This is a genomic window from Acidithrix sp. C25, assembly GCF_904848545.2.
Map to the genome: position 1 here is coordinate 889,057 of NZ_CAJHCI020000001.1, position 26,670 is coordinate 915,726.

Here is a 26,670-nt window from a genome sequence, read left to right on the forward strand (position 1 = left end):
AGTTAGTTCTCCTCTCGGGTTCGACCTAGGAGGCGGAGAAGGTCTTCGTGTAGTTCAAACCAGATTGTGTGGTAGCTGTCTATGCGAACGCCGCTGACGTATTCGCTTTGACCGCTAAGTACTTTGTCATATGCGTCGCTTAGTCGCTCTTCATAAAGGGCGAAGCGGGGAACTTCTTTAGAGAAGGCGGCAATAATTGGTTGTGAACGTTCGTGAATACCACCTAGATCGTCGAATATTCGGTTGTCGTATTCGAAGTCGCTGTGATCGTTGGGAACCGACGTTCCAGCCTTAGTGACACTTTGCCAAGCCGTAAATAGCGCGAGCAGCCTCTTGTTGATAACCTCGAACCTCTCGTACGACTTATTAAGGGCTTCGTTTTCGCGAAGATCCTTGAAGACAACGGCATAGCTCTCGTTCAAATGTTGATGGCCTGAGGGCGTCAACATAAAGTTTCCTCGTGCCCCAACGATCAATCCTTCGGCCTGTGCCGTTTTGAAGGCCGACTCGACTTGATTGGAGGTTAGCCCCATGATCTTGGCGATCTCTTCGATCCCCCCAGCCTTTTTGACTCCCAGCCCATGCAAAGATAGAAGATCGACGTCCATATATACCTCCGGTTATTTCATCTAATTTTCTTGGACCTCTGCGGCCTTCAAGCGGCCTCTTACCTCTTTACGGAGGATCTTTCCTGCGGAGCTTTTGGGGAGGTCCTCCCAGATCTCCACGTAGCGTGGGCACTTGTACCTAGCTACCCTTTCACGAACGAAGCTAAGTAGCTCCTCTTCGCTCGTCTCGCCCCGAACCGAAACCACTGCCTTAACCGCCTCGCCCCACTTGGCGTCTGCTACACCGACTACGGCAGCCTCCTTCACCATTGGATGAGACTGAAGTGCATCCTCCACCTCACGGGGGTAGACGTTAAAGCCACCGCTAATGATTATGTCGTGGCGGCGATCGAGAAGGTAGACAAAGCCGTCTTGGTCAATTCGACCGATGTCGCCGGTGTGCAACCACCCTCCCCGAAGAGTTTCTTCGGTTTCATTTGCGCGCTTCCAGTAGCCACTCATTACGATCTGGCCCCTAGCAACTATCTCTCCTTCGGCCCCGATGGGGAGTTCCTTGTCCTCTTCGTCGAAGACTCGAACTTCTACCATGGAGTAGGGCTCCCCAGCCGAACCGACGCGATGGTGCTCTTCTGGCCTGAGTAGAGTTAGGGTCATTGGCGCCTCGGACTGGCCATACGTTTGCGTCAAGATCTTACCAAATGCCGCCTCCGCCCTTTCAACCACAGAGGGCGCGATTGGGGAAGCACCGTAGCAGAGTCTTTTAAGCTTTGAAAAGTCCAAGTCATTTATATTGGGCTCTTCTAAGACCATCGATATCATCGTTGGTACCAAAAATGTGCTGGTTGCTCCTCTCTGCTCGAGCGCCTCTAAGTAACGAGACGGCTCGAATTTGGAAAGGATGATGTTTTTAGCGCCACGAATTAAGTGTGGGAGAAAGAACGATCCACTCGCATGGGTAACGGGTGCTGCGTGCACCATTACATCTCCCGTTCCGATTCCAGGAATGAGATCGATGAGATAGTTGGTTATCTCAGCGTATTCATTTGCCATCGTAAGTACTACGCCCTTCGGTGGACCAGTAGTACCTCCGGTGTAGCCAATTCGATAGGGTGCTTGAGCAGAACGCCCCACGTCACAGGCGATCGGCGACCCATCCGAGATCAATTTCTCGAGCTGTTCAAGGTCGATCGATACTTCAACTGGAAAGCTAGAAGCATCCTCCGAAATCATGGCCCTCGCTTCAGAGTCAGCGATACGGTGAAGGTGATCTTGATGGGAGTCCCTGTGATTTAGCGAGACTCTTACGAGTCCAGATTTAGCTAGCGCGTAGTAGACGATGAGTCCTTCGATCCCATTTGGAAGAAGGACTCCCACCCGGTCGCCAGGCAAAAGACCCAATTTGAGAAGGGAGTTTCCAAGCCGGTCGGTAGCATCGTTGAACTGGTTGAAGCTTAAGACCCTTTCCTCACACTCTATGGCGGGCGCATCGCCGTGCCGACGAGCCGCCTGACGTATTAGATCTCCAATTTCCATCTAGAGCCTTTCGTACTTGACCACTACTTATCCTCCGGCGAGATAAAGTCCCCCCTAAGAAGCGATGCCCCCTTACCCTTTAGGGTTCGAGAGTTTCTCTGCGAATAGAGATAGAGTTCCTGGGCCCTCGGATCGTTTGGATGCAACTTCATCCACTCGTCATCTAGAAAGCGGTACTTATCCTCGAAGACTAGACAGTCGAGTTTCTTAGCCTCAGCATTCGCCTGCTCCTGCGTCAACTTGCCCTTTGTGGTCGTATAGAGGCCAGCCTTTGCCGGTAGCGAGGTGCTTCCCCCTCTGATTTGTCCGACTGAAGTGGTAAATTCATCATCACTAAGTACTGAATATGGAATGGTTGACCACATATCGCCCCTCGCCATCGAGTACTTACTCATCACGTACTCGTTCCCTTGCTGAGATGAAAGGGAGATATATCCAACTAGCTCTGCGATAAGATCCCTGCCATATTCGTCGTTCATAAGAGGCTTGAAGCGTTGAGCCCTCTCCTCGACTGTGAACCAATCTTCCTGTTCATAGATGCCTGCTATGTGGAATAGGTCCTTTGGAACGTTGTAGTAGACGAGTAGACCTGCGTCGATCAATTGATCTCTACTCCATGTTGCCATGACCTTCCAAAGGTCAGAGGTGGCCTTTCGAAGGACTTCTCGTTCATTCTCAAGGAATTCAGCCAAGGTATCGGGACTGTCCATTGCTACTGGCAGGTATCCCCCCGAAAGATAGTCAGAGGTGTAGACGCCCACTGCGGCCATATTGGCGTGGTCGTAAGCTGGAGTCGCTTCAAATGATGCCCAGTCGTCGACGATATGAAAGTGGGTGTCCTTCAGGATTACTGGAATTGTCAGGTTGTTATAGGAGACAGCAGAGGCGACCCCATCGAGCCACGGTAGATCTCCCTCCGCGAGGTCTACAAAATCCCTTACCAGCATCTCCGAGTTTTCACCGACCATATAGGGGCCAGAGTTGTGGATACCTAGGCGACACTCTGCATGCGAGAGAAACGCATATTGAGAGATCTGAGCTAGGAACTTTACTACCGCCGTATGTAGGCGGTCGCCCGGCTTTACAGGAAAAGCATCTGCTTCGAAGACTTGTACCACACGCTCAGGTAAAAGTTGCATTCTCTGGTTTGCATCACTAGCGAGGATGTGGGCATGGTTTCTGTGATAGGAGAGGTTTAGTCTTCGAGAAAAGTCCAGAACGTACGCAACGTCGTCGAGGGCGTCCGTAGGACTAATCATCCCCATGTCAATGAGGATCTGTCGCCCGCCTAGATAGAATTGAGGGATGATTCCATTTGCAATTGCATTGGCGTAGGTCGTTACCTCTCGAGCTCTATCACCAATATCTTCGGCAGACATGTGCTCTTCTAGCTTTCGCAGGAGTTGTGGGTAGCGATACCATGCATTTAAATAGGAGAGGGCGATATAGGGATTGACTGGAAATAGCTTTGACTCTTGAACAGTACGCGTGGTACAAAGCCAAAAAAAGGTGTCGCTGCACTTTCTGATCCATGAGTTGAGCTCGAGCAACTCGGCATAGCTGTGATTCTTTGTAGGCATTATTTTCCCCCTAATTCTTCAATCTTCCAGATGCGACGGCGTGAATTGCTGTCGCCTCCATTTGCCTGTTCCCCTTGCCGAGCAAATTCAACCTCTATGGTGTCGCCATCGTTTAGACCATCGAGTTCGGCGGCCATCAGGCAAGGAACCCCGTATTCTCGGGTCAAGATTCCAAGGTGTGATCGCACGGTTCCCCCCATGCATACGACACCAGCAAAGCCCTCTAGTATTGGCGCTGTTAGAGTGCCACCTGAGTCGTCGATGATGGCGATAGTTCCATCGGGTACGCCATTTATGAGCATCTCCATGACGATCTCGACGTTGGAGATCATTCGTGCCGTACCAATGACGTTGGCTTTAGCATTGAAGACGTTGTCCCCGGTTCCTACGACCTCTCGCCCCTCTTCGTCCCTTTCGCGGTTTCCGGAATCTTGAACTCCGACCAGCGACTTGTACTTATCGGGCTCTTCTTGTTGCGATATTTGAGCTGACATCTCAAATCGATACCCAGTTGCGAGTAGCTCGGCCTCGATCTTTTCAAAGTCGGCCTTTGTAAATTCAAGATTTGGATCTACCACGACATCGTTCCATGGTTTGCCTGACGATGCAAACCTTTCGGCTACTAGCTCGCGGATGCGATTGTGGTAGAACTCCACAGTCGGCGTCATCGCCTTCTTCCCCCACTTGGAGTCGTTTGTATTTGGTTGACCCATCGATATTCCCCCTCGATATTCTTCTTGTTTAGGCTTGTTATAAGTGTTTTGTAACTGTAAAGCTCTATCGTCGCAACGTGATAGTCCAATCCTCCTTGCTCACTCGAAGGTATTTAGGCCTCTTCATTGCCAACATATCCTCGACAAGATCCTTCAGGGAGGATGTCTCGTTGAATATGTAGTTGCGAGGAACAGGACCCTTTGACCTGGTTGCTTCAAGATCATCTGCAGGTGCTAGGTATCGCATGAGAAGCTCCTCATCGGAGATCTTTTCATCGCCGTATTCTCGCTTTAACTCTTTAATAGAGGGTTGCGGAGGCTCCCAATCCTGCATCTCTCTTCCCCGAGTCGAATCCAAGATTCGATCCTTGACCTCCTCATTGAATGGTGCTGGTGCCTTACCAAGGTGGCCAAGGACGTAAATAATTACCTCGTCGGGCACTATCGAGTAGCGTTCCCCTGTCACTACGTTTAGTACCGCTTGAATTCCCATCAATTGTGAAAATGGAGTAGCTGAAATTGGATGGCCCAAGTCCTCTCGACATTGAACTACCTCTTCAAGTACCTCATCGAGTCGGTCCGCCATGTTGTACTGAGCAAGTTGGGCTTTGAGGGTTCCAGTCATCCCACCTGGTAATTGGTGCTTGTAGTTGAAGACGGAGTACTCATTAACGTGGCCAATTGGATGACCCTCTTGCTGTGCTACACGAGCGAAGTGTGCGGCAATAGGCTCAAGGAGCTCTTCGTTGATTCCATGGGTGTGGCCTAGCCAATCTAGATTTGCAACCATGGATTCGGTTGACGGAAGTGATGGACCATTTGCGAGTGGCCGAGAGGCCGTGTGGAGGATATTGATTCCTGCTGCAATTGCTTCAATGTAATTTCTTGGCGCAACTCCGACGGTATTGTGGCAATGCATCTCGAGAGGCGTGCCGTTAGCAGCTTTTACTAAAGCTGGAAAAAGAGTAGTCGCTCGTTCGGGGGTTAGAATTCCTGGAGCATCTTCTACGTACACTGAGTCCACAAAGCCCCAAGACACCATCTCGGCGACCCTCTCTGCAAAGAATTCATCGGTGTGCACGGGACTGATGCCATACATGACCGATGGGACGACTTCGGCCCCGGCATCCGATACCACTTTGCATAACCTCTCCATCTTGTCCATATTGAAGAGGCAGTCGTAGATCCAAAATGAATTGATACCGTGCTTGACTAAAGTCTGAATCCAAAGGTCCATCAGCGAATCGGGTGTCAGGCCGAATTTTGCGATGCAGTTTGACCTTGAACCAGCACGTAGTTTAGAGTTTGGCATCCAACTCCGCCAAAGATCTAACCCTTCCCATGGATCCTCTCTGGAGTAGCGAATCATGCATTCAAACATCGAGCTACCCGTTACATCTACGGTCCTAAAACCGGCCTTGTCGATCAATCCAGCTACTTCCGCTACCATTCCGGTGCGCATTCGCATACCCCAAAGGCTCTGTTGGCCGTCCCTTAAAGTCTGATCAACGAATTCGATATGGCTCATTAAAGTTCCTATTTTCCTAGGGGGTCGAAGTTTGACCCAGAATTAGCAGCTAAAAATCTGGGTAGAAATGCTCTCTCTAGCCAAACGGTGGTGAACTGATTTTCTCCAAACTCTCTCGAGGATATAATCGAGCGGTGCAGGTCGATAGTCGTAGCCACTCCCTCAACTTCGAAGTGTGTTAGGGACCTAAGAAGCTTGGTTATCGCCTCTGATCGGGTATTGCCGTGGCATATTAGCTTTCCTAGCATCGAGTCGTAGTAGGGGGAGACTCTATATCCGCTGTAGCAGTGAGTGTCTACCCTCACACCGCTTCCCATCGGCGCCGTCCAGGAGGTGATCAAACCAGGCGATGCAGTAAATCCGTTTAGGGCCGACTCTGCGTTGACTCGACATTCGATAGCGTGGCCCGAGATCTTTACATCAGATTGCGAGAAAGAAAGGGGTGCCCCTCCTGCAACCCGAAGTTGCTCCCTTACAATGTCGATCTCGGTAACCATCTCTGTTACAGGATGCTCCACTTGAACGCGGGTATTTACCTCTAGAAAGAAGTACGACTCGCGGTCGAGATCATAGAGGAATTCGACCGTACCTGCTCCAACGTAATCGAGGGCTGATAACAGTGATATCGCAGCTTCGGCTAACTCTCGTCGAACAGTTTCGCTTATGATCGTTGCCGGCGCCTCTTCGACCAACTTCTGAAACCTACGCTGGCAGGAGCAGTCTCGATCACCGAGGTGGACTACCTTACCGAAGCGATCTGCCATAATCTGCACTTCGATGTGGCGTGCATTCTCGACGTAACGCTCTATGTAAATCCTGTCATCGCCAAAGGCGGCACGTGCTTCATTGGATGCTTGTGCGAATCCGGCTCGTAATTCATCCAAGTTGTGAATTTGGCGCATCCCCTTCCCCCCGCCGCCTCCAGCTGCCTTCAGAAGCAGAGGATATCCGAGCTCCTTGGCAATATTTTCAGCTTCATCTACTGAAGAGACTGCGTCGGAACCCGAAGCCACGGCAACTCCTAGGGAACGGGCAAGCTCTCGTGCTGCTACCTTGTCTCCGCCGCGTCGAATGGCATCGGCACTCGGACCAACGAAGGTGATTCCCCATCGATTCGCCTCCTCAGCTAGCGCCGGTTGTTCAGAGAGAAATCCATATCCGGGGTGGATGGCGTCACACTTAGCTAGTATCGCGGCAGAGATTTGGGTTCCAACGGAGAGGTAACTCGCACTCGCGCTCGGTTCACCTATACAAATTACCTCATCTGCTAACCGTGCTGGCATGCTGTCCAGATCTGCTTCAGATAGTGCAGCAACACTTATCAATCCTTCGTCAAAGCAGGCACGGATGATGCGTACCGCGATCTCTCCCCGATTTGCAACTAAAACCTTCGAAATCAATTTGTGCCCCGTGAGAGATCGTCGCTTTCGACTTCGATTAGGAAGAGAACGTCTCCTGCCTCCACTGCCTTTCCATTTTGTGCAACTGTCTCGACTACCCTTCCTGAAACGCCTGCTTTGATGTGGTTCATCAGCTTCATAACTTCAACGATCGCTACTGTGCTATCCGGCTCTAGAAGCTGCCCTACCTTTGCAAAGGGGGGTGCTCCGGGACTGGGTGAAGCCCAAAAGATCCCTACAGTCGGCGCCGTGATTCGAACCAGATCTGACGCACTGTGATCTCTGTTCAAGTTTCTCTGGGAGATTTGTAATTCAGCTGGAATTGATTCAGCTTCGGTGTCATTGCCAATCGTCGCTCTTTCACCCAAGTTGTAGGATGACTTTGTTACTTCTCGTTCGAATACGATCTCCTCTCTTTCGTCGATCGTACCTGATTTTGAACTAATTTTAATCTCGAAATCCGAAGTACTTAGGTGTATGTTTTCCCAGTTAGAAGCTTCAAATGCCTCAAGTATTCGACGTACATCCGAAGTATCGAAACCCATTCAACTCCCCCTTCGTAGTCAATTTGTCTTGACAACAAGTTGTAGGATGACTACTATTTACTCATTCTACATATGGCATGTGGTTCCGTCAAGCCATTTCGAAAGATGGGGCATTAAGCCATATGCAGAATCGAACATGTTCGAATTGAAGGGGGATATATGACGGGGAGACTAGAGGGCAAGATCGCTGTTGTCACGGGGGCAAGTAGTGGCATTGGCCGATCAGCCGCTGAACGCTTTGCTGCAGAGGGGGCCAAAGTCGTTGGGGTTGGAAGGAGTGAATCTAAGCTCGCCGACCTGAAGAAAGTAATAGAGAAGAACGGTGGCACGATAGTCACAGTTGCTACTGATTTATCGCAAGATGCGGGTTCGGCGGCCTCGATCGACACTGCGATCTCGACCTACGGAGGTCTTGACATCCTAGTAAATTGTGCAGGAGTTGGCTACTCATATAGAGAAGTACGTCCGAATAGCATGCTTGCTATCGATGAGAGTTCGGTTGAGGAGTGGAGCCACGTTATGGCGATCAACCTCGACTCGGTTGTAAATTGCACGAGGCGCGCAATTCCAGAGATTCGTAAGCGTGGTGGCGGAGCGATCGTCAACGTCTCGAGCGTGCTTGGTATCGTAGGAAATCCAGATGCGCACGCATATACCACTGCTAAAGGGGCAATAATAAATCTCACTCGCTCACTAGCTACGGCCTATGCTAAGGACAACATTCGTTCTAACGTCGTTTGTCCGGGATATATCGAGACGCCGATGGTGGAAGAGTACATCGACTACCTAAATGGTGAAGACTATAGGTTCCAATGGAATCCATCGGGGCGGATGGGCAAACCTGAAGAGATTGCAAATGGAATTCTCTTCCTTGCATCCGATGAAGCGACGTACTGCAACGGCTCCGTCATGGTGATCGATGGAGGAATGACTTGCTCGCCGTGAGGCCAGTAGTCCGAACTTTCGGATTTGAAGGCACGAGTGATCACTCGTGCCTTCAAAGATCGTTGGATAGGTCAATTCTCGTCCATCTGCTGAGCATTGAAGGTCGAAATGGCTGGCTCTAACTACATCATCGGTACTTCGATGACTCGATTCACCAAAGAGGATCGTTCGTTGGAACAGATGTGCTCTCAAGTGATTGAAGCTTCCCTAGCAGATGCAGAGATTTACACCAACGAAGTTGACGCCGTCATATTCTCAAATGCAGTCGGTGGACTAATTACAGGCCAAGAGATGATCCGAGGACAGGCAAGTCTCAAGAGAAGCAGCCTCCTTGGTAAGCCTATTATCAACACTGAAAATGCATGTGCCTCGGGTAGTTCAGCCTTCTTTCTGGCAGATAAGTTGATAGATTCCGGCGCCTACGAAGTTATTCTCGTCGTTGGCGCTGAGAAGATGACACATCTCGATAAAGCTACATCATTTGCCGCCATTGGCACAGCGATCGACCTGGAGTGGCCACCACCAATTGAAAGTGACGGCGCATCGATTGATCGTTCGTATTTTATGGATGTATATGCATCGATGGCAAAGGAGTACATGAGTCGTTACGGCGCTACCGAGGACGACTTCGCAGAGGTAGTAGTAAAAAACAGGCGTCACGCATTGAGTAACCCAAGTGCTCAATTTCAAAAGAGCACAACGGTTGAAGAGGTTTTGGCAAGTCGCGTTATTACCGGTCCATTGACACTCCTTATGTGCTCTTCGATTAGTAACGGCGCAGCAGCTCTAGTCGTAACCGGTTCCGAATTTGCAAAATCTCGAAGGACTGACTCCAGAGTTAGAGTTTTGGCGAGTGTCCTTCTCTCTGGACAAGAGAGAGCTGAAGAGACGCCTACGGTGGCACGTCGTGCCGCCACCAAAGCGTATGAGAAGGCAGGTGTATCCCCTGCTGATATCGATGTCGTTGAGGTTCACGATGGAGCAGCCCCCGCCGAGCTCATCACAATTGAAGAATTAGGTCTAGCTGATGAGGGAGGAGCCCTGCGTATGCTGCGAGCGGGAGATACGACCATCGGAGGAAAGATCCCAGTCAATCCAAGCGGTGGTCTGATTGCGAGGGGCCATCCGATCGGTGCAACTGGCTGTGCTCAGCTCGTGGAACTTTCGGATCAGTTAAGGGGACGGGGCGGTGACAGGCAGGTAATTGGTGCAAGAATTGGATTGGCTGAAAATGCCGGGGGATATTTGCGAAATGACTCTGCTGCAGCTACGGTTATAATTCTTGGACGCTAACGAGTTGAAAAATGCGTTTCGACTTTCGCATCTTTGGTGATGGTATTAGCCAAGTCGATGAAAGTATAATTAACGTTCGAAGGTGACGGCTTTCAGCGAGGTTGCCCGAGACTATCGCATCGATCCGAGTGTCGATATTTCGCTGCAAAGTGAATGCCAAAAGCCCTTCGGAGAGACATCTAAATGAGCGGATCTGTACAGACGATCGAAAGAATTATGGATTTGATAGCAAACGGTGAGTTTGCGTCAGGTCAGCGTCTTCCTTCGGAGACTGAACTAGCGGCTAAGTTTGGCCTTTCTAGGAGTTCGTTGAGGGAGGCCACTAGCGCCTTAGTCCACTTGAAGGTTCTTGAAGTACGCAAGGGAAGCGGAACCTACGTTTCAGACCTGGGGCCAGAAGTTTTGATGAGTGGATTTGGACTTGTTGTCGATTTGGCCAAGAGCGATACTCTGCTCGAAATATTTGAAGTAAGACGCCTTTTTGAACCAGTTGCAACCGCGCATGCGGCGTTAAAGATAAACGATGAGCAAGTTGAGCAGCTGCGTCGAAGCCTTGATCTTATGTACGAAGCAAGCAATGTGGAAGATCTCATCGTTCTCGACTACGAATTTCATGAACAAATTATGGCGGTTACTGGAAATATGACTTTGTGTGCCCTGATGCGAGGGCTGTCAAATAAAGCAATCCGGGCACGTATCTGGAGGGGAATTTATATCGGTGGCGTACAGTCGTTTACACTGGAACAGCATCGAAGGATCGTAGATGCGCTGGCTGACCGGAACCCTACCTTGGCTTCCGCAGCATCCACGATCCATGTAACCGAATCCGAGAGATGGATTCGCTCGCTAATTGAGGATAAGCAGATCTCGATCAATGCCCTTCATGATCATTCAGTAAACTTGACGGAGATTGAAACGGCGGAGTAGAGAGGTGCTCACCGATCCCTTTTTACAAGTTACTCTATCGAAATTGATAGCGATGTGAACCTTCTCACGATACGCGACACGACTCTCCCTAAATCAAAGGAGAATGGTAGTCATGGGAGAATTGCATCCAAAAGAGGCAACGCCTCGTAGAAAGTTTGACTCGGATTTCAAAAGTGACGCAGTCAAACTTGTAGAGATTGGAAATCGATCCATTAAGCAGGTGGTAGAAGAGTTGGGTATCTCGGAGGCAACTCTTAATAATTGGGTCTACAACGATCGGAGAGCAAAGAAGGCTTCCGGTGAGACTACACCGGACCTCATTGAAGAGAATCTTTGGAATTACTCACCAAACGCGAAACGGAACTCTGCTTATCTATGCAGCTTTCACCATAGCTGACTTTTCAAAATCAATTGGCGAAATATCACCAATACTTGAATGTCTCCTCTTCCGGTTGTACCATTGGATCCAGTCGAATATTTCGATTCGCGCCCGGATAATGCCGTGTTAACCTGCTAATCGAGGCAAATTGATTCGCGGGAATGGAGCCTCACGATTAGCCGGTTAACGGTGAATCCCCAACGTTCCCCATCGACTTATAAGAACTGAGAGAGTCGTAGCATCTCTCTGAACTCATTACTTGTGTATTGAGATCCATGGTCGATGCGAAAAATGGTATCTGACATCAATACCTTTCCCCTGGTAGATCGTGCTTTATCGAGGCAATCGATGAACATCTGGAGGTCCATTGAATCACTCATCGAATACCCAAGGATCCTTACTTGAATCGCGTCCATGATGCACACCAAATACAACCAGCCTTCTCTTGTGCCGATGTAGGTCAGGTCACTCACCCATAGCTTGTCTGTTTCATCGACGGAGAAGTTTCTCTCAACTAGATCAGAACTCTTCCTGGCGTGTCTATCTGGTCGAGTCGTGATCGTCTTAGCTCTTCCGCAAGCCCCACTAATGGATAACTCTGCCATCAGGCGACTTACGTACGGTCGCTTTTGAGACGTTAATACCGCTATCTCTGAGCTCATGAGTCAATCTTGGTGCGCCATAGATCCTACGGTTAGCTAAGAAGGCTTCAAGGAGCCTCTCTTTGAGATTCTCACGAGCGCTATTTAGCTCTTCGAGGTACTTCCTCCTCACCGACCAGCGGTAATAGGCATAAACGCGATACAGCTAAGACCCTACAGAGCACATTGATTGGAAAATCGGCCTTTACGGATATCTATGAACTGGTAAATCAGTTCCCGTCTGTGTCCTTTATCCAGAAGGCCGAAAACAGAGAGTCTCTATTTCTTTTCCATTTACGAGCCTGTTCTTATCTCCTTGCGGAGACGAAGATTATCTTCAATGAAATCCGGTGTAGTCTCACCGGAAGCCTTCTTTGCTCTCCGATCGTTGTAGACCCAATTATTAAGAGTTGCCTCCGAGATACCCAACTCTTCTACCACCTGCTTAATGGATCGATTTCCAATCTCTACAAGTTTGACTGCGTCACTTTTGAAATCTGAGTCAAACTTTCTACGAGGCGTTGCCTCTTTTGGATGCAATTCTCCCATGACTACCATTCTCCTTTGATTTAGGGAGAGTCGTGTCGCGTATCGTGAGAAGGTTCAATCATTGGATATGGTCGGCGAATGGGCTATGCAAGACGCCGCTCTAACTCATCCCAATCCAGTATGCCTTCAAGCTAACTCGCTTTTCACAATGGCTATTGCTCATGCTATTTCAACTGGATGCGACGGCGAGACACTCTATCGCAAGATCAAGCAGTGGTCTTACGCACAAGTAGTCGATCCTTTACTCATGGATGTAATCCAAGGAGCTACCGAAGGACCACCATCTGACTACGTCCATCAACAAGGTTGGGTTTTGATTGCATTTCGCAATGCACTGTGGCAATTGCTAAATGCTCCGAGTTTTGAAACAGGCGTTGTCGATACGGTTATGCAAGGTGGAGATACAGATACAAATGCGGCAATTTGTGGAGCGCTATTGGGTGCTGTCTACGGTATCGACGCGATACCATCCCAATGGGTCGACTCCGTCTTGAACTGCCACCCTAAGGCTGGAAATCCAGGCGTCCATCGCCCGCGACCAGAGTGTTTCTGGCCAATTGATGCCTTGGAGCTAGCAAGTCGATTAGTTGGCAACCAATAAAGTTCGCTGATTCATGTGCTGGTTGTTTACGTGTAGTCCAATGCAATAGTTAGATGCGAGCACTTGATGATGCCACAAATGCAAAAACTTGATTCGTTGTAATCATATGAGGAGTTGAATCACTCCCTCAAACGCACTAAGACCAGTTCAGTCAAGCGTTTCCACACTATTGACATCATTGAAGAAACGGAGTGTCTATCGAGGCGTTTTCGACACCAGAGAGGAGGCGAGAATTGAGATCTTTGACTGGATCTAATGGTACAACCGCAATAGGAGACATTCAAGTATTGGTGGCATTTCACCGGATGGGTTTGAGAAGTCAGCAATGTTGAAAGCTGCATAGATAAGCGGGGTTCCGTTTCGCGTTTGGTGAGTAGCTCCATTCCACCAAGGGTCCACATCTCTCTCGACATATAAAAAATCGCCCTCAGGAACAACCCGATAGGCGATTTGAGCGGCATCGATAAAGTGCAGGGTTATCATACGGATAGTTAGGTGGAGGTGAGCGGACTCGAACCGCCGATGTCCACGGTGCGAAAGTACCAATCCTGGCCTCCTGAATAGGGATTTAGCGAAGAATAATGAGGTCAAAGCACTGCAATCCCCTCAAGCCCCCTCGATAAACTTCCCCATATATATCGATAAGGTCGCGTAAGTTCACACCGACTACCCGCAGCCCACAGCCACCCCAAGCGCGGAGCAGACCTCGCGCATCCGTGCGTCGCTAAGTCGGCCTAAACGCTCGACGAGCACGCTGACTGAGACGCTCTCAACTGAGTCCAAGTTAACCGCGGACGGACGCGGGACTGGGTCGTCTTCCGGATTGAGCACCACCTCGCTCGACAACCCCCGTATGTTCGTCGTACACGGGGCGATTACCGCCCGGCGAAGCCGAGGAATAGCCATGTCGCGAGACAGAACCACCACAGGACGGCGACCGACGTCCGACAGTTCGCACCACCACACCTCGCCCCGTGCTGGAAGCTGGGTCACGACCGCCCAGCTGCGTCACGAAACGATGCCAGATCACCCCACTCATCAGGCACATCCAGCGGAACGTCATCGTAAGCACCGTAACTTGCATCTATCTCCGCACGACGATAAGAAGCCACCAACGCCCCCAACGCCTCGTCCAGCAGCGCAGCGTCCGTCGACCCGACGAGCAGCTCGCGGGCACTGCGCAAAAGATCTTCGTCCACCGTGGTACTCACCCTCACCCTACTCATGCCACCAATATAGCATAGATATGCCACAAGTCATCTGGTTGGATTGCTTCCAAGCGCGTACTGTGGGCAATATCACGGCCGCGCTGTGACAACACGCTGGTTGGTGAGGGTTGCGTCGCCCCGTATGGAAAGACCCGGATAGGAAGTAGGCAAGGTCACAGAGATAATGGGGCTTGACTTCGACGGAGTAAAAAGGTGAGGGTGACAACCGTCTAGGTCGACCAAGGAAGGAGGCACTATCGGACGCCGGAATGCGTGGCGAACGGTAATGACCGACAAGGTGCTTTACCGGGCGGGCCGACTTTTGCTGGTTATTGCTCTAGAGCTGCCTTGATTTCGTAGTCGGCTAATGAGCGATACGGAGGTTGGTCTATTATCACCCCTTGAAATCCAAAATATCTTAAAGATGCTTATTCATGGGTAGTAATGCGATTTCCCAAAGTAAATCAGGTAAAACTTTTCAGACGCAGTTTCAAATTCTCTTCAGACAGTTTCCCGCTTGTGGCAAGAACTTTCCATGGAAGCGGTTTCTTATCAGTGCTTGCATGTTGCTGGTGCCACTGACGGCAAAGCCACAGAAATGTGCTCGCTTCGATTAGCGCAATTTCAGTTCCAACCGGACATTGGGTCTTAAGGCGCTGGGCTTCTGCGACCGATTCTTTTGAAAAGGAGGGCGCTATTATCATCATCGGACATGGAATCTGAGGCGCTGGAGTTCGAGTGCAATAAGCTAAAAATTGACGGCTCGACTTTTCGGTAAGAGAGTATTCACTCACGCTTGACTTGCAGTCCCAGAGGAGGACATGACGTTTGTCGGGGTATAACGCTCTGCCGTCAGCATGGTTACTTCCCTCGAATTTCTCGGTTTCAAGAAAAAGATACTCCCTAACCAAATACGTTGTTGCATCTTCGAAGAATCGTTCGCCTTGTATATCTTTTTCGATAACTCCAGCTGCCCGAAGTTTGTTGTAATCACGAGAAGCAAGTTCTACGTAGAACCCCACCAATTGCTCGTGCCTCGAAACACCTTGCCCGATCGCCTTAGTGGTCGACGTATCGTAAAACTTGACGATACGTCTTATTAGGGCATCTTTGCTCGAATCAGAATTTGGTAGTGAAAGCTTCCGCGCCCACGCCCGAAGTTGATCATCCTCCACCAACTTCAATACAGCTTTTGGAGATGTGTAACTGTCAATCAGTCGTGATGCCAAAAACTCCCGCGTTCCGGTAAATAATTGGTTGCTTGCTTCGAGCGCAGCTTTCATGGTGCTGACTTGGACATTCTTGAGAAGATTTAAGTACGCTGGGGTTTGCAATTCAATCTTTAGGAGTTGGCGAAGCGGTATTGCAAGTTCGTCTGGCACGCAATAAATGTGTTCATCTTTCAATCGTGCTCTCAGCACGAGACCCATTCTTTCCAGATGGCCAATCGCTTCATTGACCTCTTTCGCGGTATGCAATGCGCCACTTTCCGATGGAAACTTACCGAGCTGAAGCTCTATGACTCGATGATCGCGTCGAGCTATTCCTAGCTTTAGGCGAAGCCTCTCGAGTAACCGGAATTCACTTGCATTGACGCTATCTTCCCAGGCCGCTTCTAGGACTGTTTTATACAAATCGACTGTCTTGGCATTCAAATGCCGAAGGGAGTTAGGTTTGCATGCCCCAAGCTCCAGCAAAAATCCTAAGGTCTGTCAAATTAACACTATTTACAGCACCTTCCAGATTCACCTGCACTCCGTCTTTGTTCGTAATCAACTGAGTTTGCAATATCAAACGTTGTGGATGATAGCATCCCAACCAAACCTCTACACGTTTTTCGAAAGTCAATTGCGTCATTCGACCTTTAAAACCATTCGAATTTATCGATTGAATCGTGAGTGGTTTACGGCTAAGTTCACAGTTACTTGTGGTGATCCGCTCGCTACGTGAGTCGATACGGCTGATTTTACAGGTTTGTTTCCCTTACGGATTTTTCCCGAAAGTGGCTAGTAACGTTGAATTTACTGCGCCTTAAAGATCCTCGTGGAATCTCTCAGCTGTTCGGTTGATCCCAGAGCTGTAAATTCACAAGGACTTAAATTTCGCGTACCTGGGTCATCGCTCCTCTAACTCCATCGCAGCGGCAAGGGATTGTTGGAAGCTGCATAGTTGAGCAGAGCTTCGTGTCGCGTTTGGTGAGTAATTCCAGCTACTAGGACTCTCTGCTTTGGTTCCTAGGGCACCTTGTCATACGCGCTCCATCATCGCCCTCTTCCAAACAAAAGTCAAGTTAGGTAACAACATTATTGGCAGAGAGGGGTTGTGAAGTTTCCAAACTTGAATTGCGCCGAGTTGACAAATTCGAACTGCTTACTATCCGCTTAAAAATTCCCCTCGACTTTATCGCCCTCTCTAATTTGCTTGAATGAATTGTCCGACGGGAGGCTGACGCCGAGAAGTGTAAGTTCGCCACTCGCGAATAATCCGACGTGTCCCCTTGGGTAGCATGTAGCCAGGCGTGGGCTGTTCCCAAATACCCTCTTATCGTTTTGTCGATTTGCCAATGAATGCGCGCTCTATATAGTTCATGCTCCACTCACAACTCACGTGCGAATTCGGCCTATCTTTTCGAGTTCACTTCAACCGAGGAGTCTACGGAATTGAGAGTTTGAGCTATGAAACCGAATAGATCTCAGGGCTGCGAGCCAAAAGTTTGGCCTTCAAGTGCGATATTCAACGGTGTTTGCGTATCACGAGAAGTTCGGAAATCCGCAGAATTCGTCGATAGGTCTCCGCATTGATCGGCATAGGGTTGCCATAATTATCGGCATAGGGTTATGATAGTGACAGTGGATACCGTTAAAACTCTAGGGCGAGAATACCGGCAACGAGTGATAGACGTGGCGTTGCTTCGCGCGCTCGGAGCGGCCGGCGCTGTGATTATTGAGGGTGCGAGGGCCAGCGGAAAAACTATGACCGCCATGAATGCATCAAATTCATACGCGTTCATTGACGATACTGACATACAGCGAATCTTGGAGATCGCGCCGCGCTCGGTTCTCGAGGGGCTCGCTCCGCGACTGCTTGATGAATGGCAGGTCGCCCCAGAACTTTGGAATTTAGTACGACGTAGTGTTGATTCGACCATTGAACCTGGACAGTTCATCCTTACAGGGTCTGCCCTAACTGCCGACGATTTAACCCGCCACACCGGAGCTGGTAGGTTTATTCGACTTCGACAACGGACAATGACCTGTTCAGAGAAGCTGGATGGGGCTAGAGGTCAGGTGAGCATCGCCGGACTTTTTGAAGGTATTCGACCGTCCGCGTATGCAAGTACGGGCATTGAACTCGACCATGTCGTCGACCATATCCTGCGTCCCGGATTTCCCGCGATGACAGCCCTAAGTCCGGAACAATCTGCAGATCGCCTCAGGGCTTACATCGACGACGTCGCCCGTACGGATATTAGGCGGCTGGCTGACGTCCGCCATAAGCCCGACGTCATTAGGCAATTAATTGTGGCAATCTCAAGGTCCGTCGCTACCGAGCTGAACTATACAACTCTTGCTAATGACGTACGAGTTGTCGCACCAAACATCGACGTAGAGACGATTAGCAGTTATGTCGAACTGTTGCAGCGTCTATTCATCGTTGAATCCCAACAGCCCTGGGCGCCAAAGCTGCGGTCCAGGGCTCGATTGCGAGTCTCGCCGAAGCTTCACTTGGTCGATGCTTCGCTTGCTGCTGCGGCGCTCGGTGCAGGACCTGTACATTTGCGAAATGATCTTGAGACACTCGGCATGCTTTTCGAGAGCGCAGTAATCCACGACCTTATGGTATTCGTTTCTGCAATGGGTGGCGAAGTCCGCCACTACCGAGACTCTAACGGCAAGGAGATAGATGCGGTAGCCGTACTTGCGGATGGACGCTGGGGAGCAATCGAGGTAAAGCTCGGTGGGGGACAGATTCTGAATGGAGTCAAGTCGTTACGCAGCGCTATCGACCAGATCGACACTAAGACGATGGGCGATCCAGCGTTTCGACTTGTCGTCACTGGAACCGGTCCGATCCTCACTGCAGACGATGGTACCGTGTCTGCCCCTTTAAGTGCACTTTCACCTTGATTGAAACCAATTTGTTTGAACTTATTTGTAAATCGCCCCTTGAGCTCATGATGGGTGGCCAATCTTTATAAAATTGAGGGTGACGCGGCTCTTCGAAACTCTTGGTTGCGTGCCTCTTGGGATTTCAATGAAAGGCAACCGCAAGTGCTGGCATCCCTACTTCTATCTAACGTGAACGAAGTCCTCTGGAGGGTCCCTGTTCAATCGTCCAAATTGAATGTGGTCTTAGGATCGCTTTGTTTTTATACGTTAGCGACCCTAAGGCAAATCCGTCTAGCTTTTTGACCATTTAACAGTAGCTGGTTGTTGAGCCTTTGTGGGCGAAGATCAACCGATTGTGTGTAAACGCGTAGCGTTTTCCCATTCAGTCGATCTTTTGCGTAGCAATCGTCCACAACTTTGGGCAACCTCACTCTATCCAATTGACGGTGTTTGTGAGACACAACAAAAAATAACCTTTTGCGGAATACGGCATTATGCCGTATGATAGATCATATGAGGAGGTAAAAATGAATAAATCCAAAACCGATGTCGAAACTGCCCGATTGGAAGCGCGAATCCCGGTCCAGATCTACGACCTGATGCAACGTGCTGCACGGTTGCGCGGTATGACTTTGACCAGTTATCTCATCGCCACCGCAGGTGAAGATGCCCGCCGTATCGTCGAGGACGCTGACATCATGCGATTGGCCCGTGAGGATCAGACCGTGTTCGCCGAAGCCCTAATCAACCCAATTGCACCGAACGAACGTTTGGTTCGCGCTGCCAAACGCCATTCCGAGATGATCGAACGGAGGTGAGTAGTCGTTACGTCATCGAGTCGCTCACAAAAACACATAAGCGGGAAACGTTTGTATGCGGCAACGACCGGATCGATAGCTATTTCCACAAATCTGTCTCACAAGACGTAAAGCGCAACTATGCCACTTGCTTCGTCGCGCGAGATATCAAGACTGATCAGGTAGTAGGGTTCTATACCTTGTCTTCCAGTAACGTGCCGTTGACCGAAGTGAGCGACCAGGTGAAGCGGAAACTGCCACGTTACCCAACCATCCCGGCAGCGTTAATAGGCTGGCTTGCTCGCGATAGAAATTTCGCCGGACAAGGGCTCGGGGAAGCATTGTTGTTTGACGCAATTAAAACAGTCGCCACAGCTCCTATTGGGGCCCATGCCATATTTGCTGACGCGATTGATGACCAAGCTGCAAATTTCTATATTGGATTTGGCTTCACGCCATTGTTGCATCGTCCTCGCACCCTCTATTTGCCGGTGGCAACGGTAATAAAATTATTGACGGTGCAGTAATGTAAGCAGTAATCTCGTTTCATTTCAACCCAGGGTGAGGGTCCCCAGATTTCGTGGGTACCTGTTAAGTCAACATAGATTATTAGCAGAATGGTTGTCAATTTTTCGAGAACAAGGCGTATATTAACTCTTGCGTTCAAGATACGAAGGTGCGCATCGAATTGTAGATTCCGGTAGGAACGCGCCAGAGGTAGGAAATGAGATATCTATTTCTGTGAGAGTTTCTAAAAAGCTCAAGTAAAAGATCAATTTAGGAGATTAGAGGCTGCATCGATCGTCAGCGACGGATCACTAACTGTGATGGGAGATGGGTGACGAGAACTCATAAGGCTTAGCCGCGAGCATCGTAGATACTCGAGTGAGAATAATGAGTTCTAAGGGTAAGCCAAACGCGTACTTTTACAGCAGAGCAAACAAGCGACGGCAATTTACCTTGGTAGAAGTGTAATTGCGCTAACTTCGAATAACCACGAATGGTGCGACTTCTGGACGTATCGAGATATCGTCTATTTCGCCTGGTTGCGGCGGTTACAGAACGAAAGCCTATGCCAATTTAACAAGGCGACGACCTTGAGGCAAAGATCCTTATTACTCACAGGGGATCTGTTGAAAGCGCGGTGTCGCTGAGGATCATCGCTGGCAGAGAGGGAGCATTAGATCCTTCAAACGTATATGGGGTGGTTAGTAGTTGATCTTTTAGCCTCTCGCAAGCGGTTGTCAGATTTTCGAAGCACTTTTTCCTCGACGACCTGCGACAATAGGAAAGCCCTAATAATCGACAACAATGAGCTGAGCTTGTTGATCGGAACCTTATGCCTCGCAGGACTCAACTATGAAAACACCCCAGTTCTCGCCGGTCTAGTCCACCCCAAAGGTGCGAAAGCTAAGGAATCTCCGTTTCTCACCGGCCGCGAGCTTTCTCACATCTAGTTGTGAAGACGACGCACTCTATTCGATGCGATCGCAGATTATTCATACCCGAAGCTCATTTTGACTTCGAGGCTTTGTACGCTTAGGATTGTAAGCGTCGCTTCGACGACGACTAGCACATTTGCCATCTCTTAATGGATTGGTTCTGAGATCGCTAAACGGTTTACTGAGTCACTTTTGAAGTTATGGGACAAACCTTTCACGAGGCTTTGTCCCTTTTGATAGTACTTTATCCATGCCAATTATTCCCCTTTAAATTAGGGAGAACCGTGTCGCGTGCCGTGAGAAGGTTCACTTCGTGACACATGATGGTTAGGAGAACCCGAGATTGTCCTTAGCCTTATCCGCATAAGAGGTCGTCTTACTTTCGATTACGTTCCACCTTTGCGTCGTTGTTAGTTTCATCCCTTTCTTATCTTCAATGCTCATGGCTGCAAGTAGTAGTGGTGAGCTACTACGTTGATTTTTTCAGATTCCCTGAATACGTCCTCACGCCCATTCCATCTTCGCCCTCTTGACGATATGACTCAGTTTGGGTGGCAACGCTATTGGCAGATAGGTTTTGAGAACCTAGTTCCTAGGGTCATTTACCCAAAAGCGCAGCTGCTTTTGCCCGTATAGCAGCGAGTTCATCCCGTGTAACTTTCCCCTTGTGTTTGGCGTTCCTAACAACCCAATCAAGACTCTTGATCTGATCTGCCAGAGCCACACTTTCAGGGTGGCCGGTAATCACAACTTCAAACGGGTAACCTTTGATTTGGGTAGTTAGCGGACAGCAAAGCATCAATCCGACCTTGCTATTGTAAGTAGATGGGCTCAATACCACCGCCGGACGATGTCCAGACTGTTCATGCCCAGCTTGTGGATTGAACTCGATCCATACAATGTCTCCTGCCTCTGGAACATAGCGTTGCAAAGTTACAAAAGCTCCCTGCCGGAGGGAATTCCAAAGTCAAATTCTCCGTGTATGTTATCGGGTTCAATAGCGCTAAGCAACTGAGATAAATCGTACTCATCATTATGAATTGGATCAATGACTATACGTCCAGCTTCTTCACGTATCTCTATTAAATCGTCTATTTTTAGATGAGCAGCTTCCATGATCGAGGATGGAATCCGAACCGATGCACTATTGCCCCACTTCTTTATGACTGAGCGCATCACAATCCCCTTTCCGAATGCTTTCTGGTTGCTTCACTTACATCAATCATAATGATACATTGTATCTACATAAAAGGTGCCGTGATTTCTCCCCAGGGATGCTCTAGGCAGTCTGGTTGAATTCCAGTCCCCAGAAGAGATCAGACGCCGCTACCCTGATGGCTTACGAGAATTGTCTGATGGAGGCACATGGAACACCATTGCCGGTCAGCCAACCGATGATTCAGAGATGGCACTTCTTTTGGCACGGATGTTGCTAGAGCGTGGCACCTATGATTCTAATGCTGCATTTAATGCCTATAAATTCTGGTTAGACTCCGATCCTTTTGACTGCGGTATGACAACTTCCTCTGGTCTTCGAGGGTATCCGAACTCAGCCAGCCAGGCCAACGGAGCCATGATGCGGATCAGCCCTTTGGGTATTTTCGCTGCCGGTCAACCATTGGATATGGTCGGCGAATGGGCCGAGCAAGACGCCGCTCTAACTCATCCCAATCAGGTATGCCTTCAAGCCAACTCGCTTTTCACAATGGCGATTGCTCATGCTATTTCAACTGGATGCGACGGCGAGACACTCTTTCGCAAGATCAAGCAGTGGGCACAAGAACTGCGAGTTGACCAATCGCTCATGGATGTAATCCATGGAGCTATCGATTCACAATCATCTAACTATTTCAATCAACAGGGATAGGCGTTGATTGTATTTGGCAACATACTTATCAAGTTTCGTAAGCAAGAGCCATTTTGGAATCAGATTCGCGGAGTAGCGGATGTGGAGACGCAAACACACATGTATTGAGAAGTCGCTCTACCAAGGACATTTCAAAGTGCCTTCGGTTGAATCGGTATGCGAATTCCTCGAGGTAAAGTTGCTTATGTTCCTCACGTCCGTGGTATGTTCCGTCGATAAATTTCTTGCAGTTCCCTATCAGGATGTTGAGCCATTTGAATGTTACATGTGCTTGTTCGTCTTTGGATAGAGTGATCGAATGCGCTAGTCCAAGGTCTCGAGCACATACCCCGTAACTTGGGTTACCATCACTTATCAGCTTGGTATCGGAATCTAAACGTCTCACAAAAACATCTTTGGGTGATTTAGCAGTGGTATCTTTGATTACTTCCATGAAGCAATGAGTAGGAGCACCATTGCTAATCGACACTCCAATTAGGACATTGGTTTGTTTTGTTCCCTTTCCTCTTCTGCCTTCGCCATGGCTCTCACCACCTAAAAAGAACTCATCTACCTGGACGTTTCCTCCAAGTTTATATAAACCATTTCGGTCAGCCATTGCTTTTCGTAGCTTATTTAGCATCAACCAGCCAGTCGAATAAGATACTTGAACGAATTTAGCAATGGTAGTAGCCGAAAGACCACGCTTGTCGTTGGACAATAGATAGATAGCGGAGAACCACTTGGATAAAGAGATATGGCTTCGATGGAAGATGGTTCCGGAGGTAACGCTAGTTTGACGGTGACAAGATTTACATTGAAAAAGTGGAGCTCGAGATGCTGCATTTCTTCGATGGTTTGGCCTGATTAAGGTAAACTGGTCAGAGTCACACTTTGGGCATCTAAATCCCTCATAGCATAAGCAATTTGATCAAATGATCTTCACATGCTTCCTCTGAAGCGAAGCGTACCATAAAGCCTGAGATATCCACCATGCCTCCTTTATCGAACATCTGTTCTACTAAAGATTAGCTCCAATCTGGTCTCGGTGGAGGCGAAACTTACGAAACTTGATAAGTATGTTTGGCAATGCCCTATGGCAGCTACTCAATGCCCCAAGCTTTGCTGAAGGCGTCGCCGATACAGTTATGCAAGGGGGAGACACAGATACCAATGCGGCAATTTGTGGAGCGCTATTGGGCGCTGTCTACGGTATCGACGCGATACCATCCCAATGGGTCGACTCTGTCTTGAACTGTCGCCCTAAAGTCGGAAATCCTGGCGTCCATCGCCCACGACCAGAGTGCTTCTGGCCAGTTGACGCCTTGGAGCTAGCAAGTCGATTAGTTGGCAGCCAATAAAGTCCGCTGATGCATGTGCTGGTAGTTTACGTGTAGTCCAATGAAATAGTTAGATGCGAGTACTTGATGAACCCACAAATGCACAAATTTTATTTCTGGTACGTATGTGGTGAGTGGGGCCACTAACTCAAACGTGCTGGGGCCATTATGGTCGAGCGTTTCCAAACTTGCACGATCCAAACTCGCATGTCCACCGTGTTGTTGAATAAGCCGTAAATTCAAAACCAAATACCGCTACGACATCAGAACTTATCAACTCTCGCTGGAGACATCTTGACATGGGAATACGTCGTACTTGGATCTCTTGTGCCCTACGGAGACCGAAATGCCCCAATCATGGAGTAATCACTGAGTCAGTGCCATTTGGGTGACCGGTATCGCAAATCTCGCTTCACGAGAGACTTTGAACATCTAGTTGCCGGCTCAACCGCAAAGATGGATAAAACAACAGTTACGAAGCTCACCCGGATTGCTCAGAAAACAGTTGGTACGATCTGTGAGAGAGTAGTAGCCAAAGAGATCGATCCAAAGCGACTAGAGAAGCTCTCAATAATAGGGGTAGATGAGATTGCCTATCGTAAACACCATAAGTACATAACCCAAGTTATTTAGAGCCCGTAACAGATCATGAAACTGGAAAGATCGTCTATGGAGCATGTTACTGGCCATTGAGAACTGCAAGTTGGCGGCAAGGTCAATGGGGATCTTGTAGCAACCTTGACACTGACATTTCGTCAGTGTCCGCCGTGGTAAATAGAAAATCGTAGCGCTATCAAGATGAGCTTACATAGCTACTTGCTGTCTTGATATCAGCTAGAGATCCTCGTGGTCGAAGGTCATTAGAAGTCGAAGGTCCCTGGCATGGGCAGAACGCAAAGTGTTCTGCCCATGCCAAGATTGTTTTCCTAGCTATTTTCCACAGGGTTAGTCAATCTTGGTAATACAGATCACGCTGAGGACCTACATCTTGTAATAGGAGTCAGGGGCCATTGCGATGTCATCCGTCGCACCTATTGTCGCACCGCGGTGACTTGGTTCAAGATAAGCCTTGGTCCAAGATGAGTTATAGATCGTGTTCCTCAAGTTCTCGTCCCGTATAGTTGATATTCTATTCGAATAGATGCCAACTCCCTTGACACCTAGGGCCCCAAACTTTTAAGGTCTATCCTGAAGTAAATTCGTCTTTGGTGACATAATGCTTGATCCGACAGATCGACTTTTGGTCACTATGGCAGATGTGAAGGTGATCAGGATCCCAATTGCGAGAGCAGCTATCCACGGTCCAGGCCGACCCATAAGCCAAACGACCAGCACTCCCCCATGTGGAACCGGAGCGGTTGAACCAAAATACATCGACAAAGATGCTGCAATTGCCGACCCGGCAACTGCTGACCATCGAGCATTTTTTGGATCCGCCATGGCAAATGGAATAGCTTGTTCTGTTACCAGGGCTAACCCTTTGGTTAATGCACTTGATGACACCTTTAGCTCAGGTGGTGTAAAAAGCTTAGGACGCACCTTTACTGCTAAAGCCAGACCAACCGGGGGAACCACACCTGCAACAATGATCGCAGCCATGACCTTCAAATTACCAGACAGCAAGAGTGCCACACCTATCGTATAGGCGACTTTATTTATTGGACCTCCAGAGTCAAAGGCCATCATTGATCCCAAGGCCAAACCAAGAACCAGACCTTCGGGTGAATTTAGCCCATTTACAAATTTCAAGATCGCATTGGTAACATCTCTCAATACGGTACCAAGAAAAACAAATAAGAGACCTCCAACCACAAGGGTTGAAATTACGGGAAGTAGCGTGGTTGGAAGAATCGGTTTGAGGATTGAAGGTACTTTTATCCTAAGTAGCTGTTGGACCAAGAGTCCACTGCCAACCCCAACCACAATGCCACCGATGTAACCTCCGCCCATGGCTCCAGCAATCAACCCTCCAACCAAACCTGGCACTAAGCCCGGGCGATCCGCTATTGCAAAGGATATATACCCACTTAAGATCGGAATCGTCAAAACAAAGGCAAAGGCACCGATTGAATAAAGAACCCCGGCAACCCCAAAGTGGCCATAGATCACATTGATATTTCCAAATAGCGAGTTCGCACCGCCGTAGGAACTGCCAATTCGAGATGCAATCGAGGTGCCAGCCATGGAATATGAGATCGTTGTCAAAACTCCCCCACAAGCAATTAGTGGAATTGCATAACTTAGGCCCGTCATTAGCCATTGACGAAGGGAACTAAGGAAGGAGTTCTCGGAGTCAGGTTTCGCCTCATCTGATCGAACCAAACCATCACCTTGCAACTGATCGACAGGTTCCTCATCTTTGTTGGGTGACTTCTGCTGAGACTGGGCAAGTGCGATAGCCTCTTCAATTACAACATGAGCTTCATTGATGGCACGCTTTACGCCTACTTCTAGGATGACGGCCCCAACAAAACGCTCCCTTTCGCGCACTTGAACATCAGCTGCAAAGATGACTACATCAGCACTTGTTATATCACTGGTCTCGACAGCATCTATACCAGCTGCCCCCTGAGTCTCGACGTGAATCTCATAGCCAGCCTCATTTGCGGCATTCTCAAGCGCTTCGGCTGCCATGTACGTATGGGCGATTCCTGTTGGACATGATGTAACTGCGACGATCTTCAATGCAATTCCATTGTGCTAGCGAGATGAGTATGGATAAGGG

At 49.1% G+C, this 26,670-nt stretch carries 27 protein-coding genes and 2 pseudogenes; 11 read left to right on the forward strand and 18 right to left on the reverse strand.

Translation table 11 applies throughout. From position 1 onward, the window contains the following. Positions 1–2: 2 nt before the first annotated feature. The 7 genes from ACIDITHRIX25_RS90350 to ACIDITHRIX25_RS90380 all read right to left on the reverse strand — a co-directional run bounded on the left by ACIDITHRIX25_RS90350 (position 3) and on the right by ACIDITHRIX25_RS90380 (position 7,868). Positions 3–608 carry a hypothetical protein gene (locus tag ACIDITHRIX25_RS90350; protein ID WP_052604254.1) on the reverse strand — a complete coding sequence of 202 codons (606 nt, stop codon included), beginning with the start codon at positions 606–608 and terminating at the stop codon, positions 3–5. 21 nt (positions 609–629) lie between these two features. Then, positions 630–2,102 (reverse strand): class I adenylate-forming enzyme family protein, encoded by a 1,473-nt coding sequence (locus ACIDITHRIX25_RS90355; RefSeq protein WP_201732583.1) that lies wholly within the window; start codon positions 2,100–2,102, stop codon positions 630–632. Positions 2,103–2,125: 23 nt separating this feature from the next. Then, positions 2,126–3,682, reverse strand: coding sequence for a hypothetical protein (locus ACIDITHRIX25_RS90360; protein WP_052604252.1), 1,557 nt, complete (start codon positions 3,680–3,682; stop codon positions 2,126–2,128). Further along, complete coding sequence (locus tag ACIDITHRIX25_RS90365) at positions 3,682–4,395, reverse strand: PEP-utilizing enzyme (RefSeq protein ID WP_201732584.1); 714 nt, start codon at positions 4,393–4,395, stop codon at positions 3,682–3,684. Before ACIDITHRIX25_RS90365 ends, ACIDITHRIX25_RS90360 begins: the two co-directional genes overlap by 1 nt. 64 nt (positions 4,396–4,459) lie before the next feature. Further along, complete coding sequence (locus ACIDITHRIX25_RS90370) at positions 4,460–5,923, reverse strand: hydroxymethylglutaryl-CoA lyase-like TIM-barrel protein (protein WP_201732585.1); 1,464 nt, start codon at positions 5,921–5,923, stop codon at positions 4,460–4,462. Positions 5,924–5,931: 8 nt separating this feature from the next. Then, a complete protein-coding gene (locus tag ACIDITHRIX25_RS90375) occupies positions 5,932–7,323 on the reverse strand; it encodes an acetyl-CoA carboxylase biotin carboxylase subunit (RefSeq protein ID WP_201732586.1) in 1,392 nt (463 codons plus the stop codon). Further along, entirely contained in the window at positions 7,320–7,868 is a 549-nt protein-coding gene (locus ACIDITHRIX25_RS90380) for a biotin/lipoyl-containing protein (protein ID WP_201732587.1), read from the reverse strand. Before ACIDITHRIX25_RS90380 ends, ACIDITHRIX25_RS90375 begins: the two co-directional genes overlap by 4 nt. Before the next feature lie 159 nt (positions 7,869–8,027). Between ACIDITHRIX25_RS90380 and ACIDITHRIX25_RS90385 the strand changes: the two genes are divergently transcribed. From ACIDITHRIX25_RS90385 to ACIDITHRIX25_RS90400, 4 genes are all read left to right on the forward strand, one after another. After that, a complete protein-coding gene (locus tag ACIDITHRIX25_RS90385) occupies positions 8,028–8,813 on the forward strand; it encodes an SDR family NAD(P)-dependent oxidoreductase (RefSeq protein ID WP_052604247.1) in 786 nt (261 codons plus the stop codon). A gap of 108 nt (positions 8,814–8,921) precedes the next feature. Further along, positions 8,922–10,106, forward strand: a complete 1,185-nt coding sequence (locus ACIDITHRIX25_RS90390) for a thiolase family protein (protein ID WP_201732588.1) — start codon at positions 8,922–8,924, stop codon at positions 10,104–10,106. Positions 10,107–10,289: 183 nt separating this feature from the next. After that, a complete protein-coding gene (locus ACIDITHRIX25_RS90395) occupies positions 10,290–11,033 on the forward strand; it encodes a FadR/GntR family transcriptional regulator (protein ID WP_201732589.1) in 744 nt (247 codons plus the stop codon). Positions 11,034–11,145: 112 nt separating this feature from the next. After that, a complete protein-coding gene (locus ACIDITHRIX25_RS90400) occupies positions 11,146–11,430 on the forward strand; it encodes a transposase (protein WP_201732590.1) in 285 nt (94 codons plus the stop codon). On the opposite strand, the gene ACIDITHRIX25_RS90405 is transcribed toward ACIDITHRIX25_RS90400, so the two are convergent. The 4 genes from ACIDITHRIX25_RS90405 to ACIDITHRIX25_RS90420 form a co-directional block, all read right to left on the reverse strand. After that, complete coding sequence (locus ACIDITHRIX25_RS90405; RefSeq protein ID WP_201732952.1) at positions 11,407–11,532, reverse strand: integrase core domain-containing protein; 126 nt, start codon at positions 11,530–11,532, stop codon at positions 11,407–11,409. The two genes, ACIDITHRIX25_RS90400 and ACIDITHRIX25_RS90405, sit on opposite strands and share 24 nt — an antisense overlap. 95 nt (positions 11,533–11,627) lie before the next feature. Continuing rightward, positions 11,628–12,074, reverse strand: a complete 447-nt coding sequence (locus ACIDITHRIX25_RS90410) for a DDE-type integrase/transposase/recombinase (protein ID WP_249685642.1) — start codon at positions 12,072–12,074, stop codon at positions 11,628–11,630. Continuing rightward, entirely contained in the window at positions 11,998–12,186 is a 189-nt protein-coding gene (locus ACIDITHRIX25_RS90415) for an IS3 family transposase (RefSeq protein ID WP_201732592.1), read from the reverse strand. Before ACIDITHRIX25_RS90415 ends, ACIDITHRIX25_RS90410 begins: the two co-directional genes overlap by 77 nt. Before the next feature lie 161 nt (positions 12,187–12,347). Next, positions 12,348–12,602: a transposase gene (locus ACIDITHRIX25_RS90420; RefSeq protein ID WP_201732593.1), complete on the reverse strand. Its 255-nt coding sequence runs from the start codon at positions 12,600–12,602 to the stop codon at positions 12,348–12,350. Between the two features lie 67 nt (positions 12,603–12,669). On the opposite strand from ACIDITHRIX25_RS90420, the gene ACIDITHRIX25_RS90425 reads away from it, so the two are divergent. Then, positions 12,670–13,203 (forward strand): ADP-ribosylglycohydrolase family protein, encoded by a 534-nt coding sequence (locus ACIDITHRIX25_RS90425; protein WP_249685697.1) that lies wholly within the window; start codon positions 12,670–12,672, stop codon positions 13,201–13,203. A 666-nt stretch (positions 13,204–13,869) separates the two neighbouring features. Here ACIDITHRIX25_RS90425 and ACIDITHRIX25_RS90430 read toward each other — a convergent pair. The 3 genes from ACIDITHRIX25_RS90430 to ACIDITHRIX25_RS90440 all read right to left on the reverse strand — a co-directional run bounded on the left by ACIDITHRIX25_RS90430 (position 13,870) and on the right by ACIDITHRIX25_RS90440 (position 16,045). Continuing rightward, entirely contained in the window at positions 13,870–14,196 is a 327-nt protein-coding gene (locus tag ACIDITHRIX25_RS90430; protein WP_201732595.1) for a type II toxin-antitoxin system PemK/MazF family toxin, read from the reverse strand. Further along, positions 14,193–14,414 carry an antitoxin MazE5 gene (locus tag ACIDITHRIX25_RS90435; protein ID WP_283770397.1) on the reverse strand — a complete coding sequence of 74 codons (222 nt, stop codon included), beginning with the start codon at positions 14,412–14,414 and terminating at the stop codon, positions 14,193–14,195. Before ACIDITHRIX25_RS90435 ends, ACIDITHRIX25_RS90430 begins: the two co-directional genes overlap by 4 nt. Before the next feature lie 461 nt (positions 14,415–14,875). Beyond that, positions 14,876–16,045, reverse strand: a complete 1,170-nt coding sequence (locus tag ACIDITHRIX25_RS90440; protein WP_213333401.1) for a hypothetical protein — start codon at positions 16,043–16,045, stop codon at positions 14,876–14,878. 1,209 nt (positions 16,046–17,254) lie between these two features. On the opposite strand from ACIDITHRIX25_RS90440, the gene ACIDITHRIX25_RS90445 reads away from it, so the two are divergent. From ACIDITHRIX25_RS90445 to ACIDITHRIX25_RS90455, 3 genes are all read left to right on the forward strand, one after another. Continuing rightward, the gene (locus ACIDITHRIX25_RS90445; protein ID WP_213333402.1) at positions 17,255–18,538 is read left to right on the forward strand and encodes an ATP-binding protein; all 1,284 of its coding nucleotides are present in this window, start codon (positions 17,255–17,257) and stop codon (positions 18,536–18,538) included. 509 nt (positions 18,539–19,047) lie between these two features. Beyond that, entirely contained in the window at positions 19,048–19,338 is a 291-nt protein-coding gene (locus ACIDITHRIX25_RS90450; protein ID WP_201732599.1) for a type II toxin-antitoxin system TacA family antitoxin, read from the forward strand. After that, entirely contained in the window at positions 19,335–19,844 is a 510-nt protein-coding gene (locus ACIDITHRIX25_RS90455; protein WP_201732600.1) for a GNAT family N-acetyltransferase, read from the forward strand. The genes ACIDITHRIX25_RS90450 and ACIDITHRIX25_RS90455 overlap by 4 nt, the downstream gene beginning before the upstream one ends. 1,513 nt (positions 19,845–21,357) lie before the next feature. On the opposite strand, the gene mazF is transcribed toward ACIDITHRIX25_RS90455, so the two are convergent. Together mazF and ACIDITHRIX25_RS90465 are read right to left on the reverse strand one after the other, a co-directional pair. Next, positions 21,358–21,690, reverse strand: coding sequence for an endoribonuclease MazF (gene mazF, locus ACIDITHRIX25_RS90460; RefSeq protein WP_201732601.1), 333 nt, complete (start codon positions 21,688–21,690; stop codon positions 21,358–21,360). 2 nt (positions 21,691–21,692) lie between these two features. Continuing rightward, positions 21,693–21,935 carry an AbrB/MazE/SpoVT family DNA-binding domain-containing protein gene (locus ACIDITHRIX25_RS90465; protein ID WP_201732602.1) on the reverse strand — a complete coding sequence of 81 codons (243 nt, stop codon included), beginning with the start codon at positions 21,933–21,935 and terminating at the stop codon, positions 21,693–21,695. Positions 21,936–22,044: 109 nt separating this feature from the next. Here ACIDITHRIX25_RS90465 and ACIDITHRIX25_RS90470 point away from each other — a divergent pair. Beyond that, positions 22,045–22,626: pseudogene (locus ACIDITHRIX25_RS90470) on the forward strand (ADP-ribosylglycohydrolase family protein); the annotation flags it as partial. Positions 22,627–22,654: 28 nt separating this feature from the next. On the opposite strand, the pseudogene ACIDITHRIX25_RS90475 reads toward ACIDITHRIX25_RS90470, so the two are convergent. Next, positions 22,655–23,597 (reverse strand): annotated as a pseudogene (locus ACIDITHRIX25_RS90475) (IS1595-like element ISAxf1 family transposase). Positions 23,598–23,684: 87 nt separating this feature from the next. Here ACIDITHRIX25_RS90475 and ACIDITHRIX25_RS90480 point away from each other — a divergent pair. Both ACIDITHRIX25_RS90480 and ACIDITHRIX25_RS90485 read left to right on the forward strand, forming a co-directional pair. Then, positions 23,685–23,966 carry an ADP-ribosylglycohydrolase family protein gene (locus tag ACIDITHRIX25_RS90480; RefSeq protein WP_249685703.1) on the forward strand — a complete coding sequence of 94 codons (282 nt, stop codon included), beginning with the start codon at positions 23,685–23,687 and terminating at the stop codon, positions 23,964–23,966. A gap of 363 nt (positions 23,967–24,329) precedes the next feature. Further along, a complete protein-coding gene (locus tag ACIDITHRIX25_RS90485) occupies positions 24,330–24,578 on the forward strand; it encodes a helix-turn-helix domain-containing protein (protein WP_052605479.1) in 249 nt (82 codons plus the stop codon). A 543-nt stretch (positions 24,579–25,121) separates the two neighbouring features. Here the strand turns inward: ACIDITHRIX25_RS90485 and ACIDITHRIX25_RS90490 are convergent. Continuing rightward, a complete protein-coding gene (locus tag ACIDITHRIX25_RS90490) occupies positions 25,122–26,630 on the reverse strand; it encodes a PTS fructose transporter subunit IIC (RefSeq protein WP_213333404.1) in 1,509 nt (502 codons plus the stop codon). Positions 26,631–26,670 lie beyond the last annotated feature (40 nt).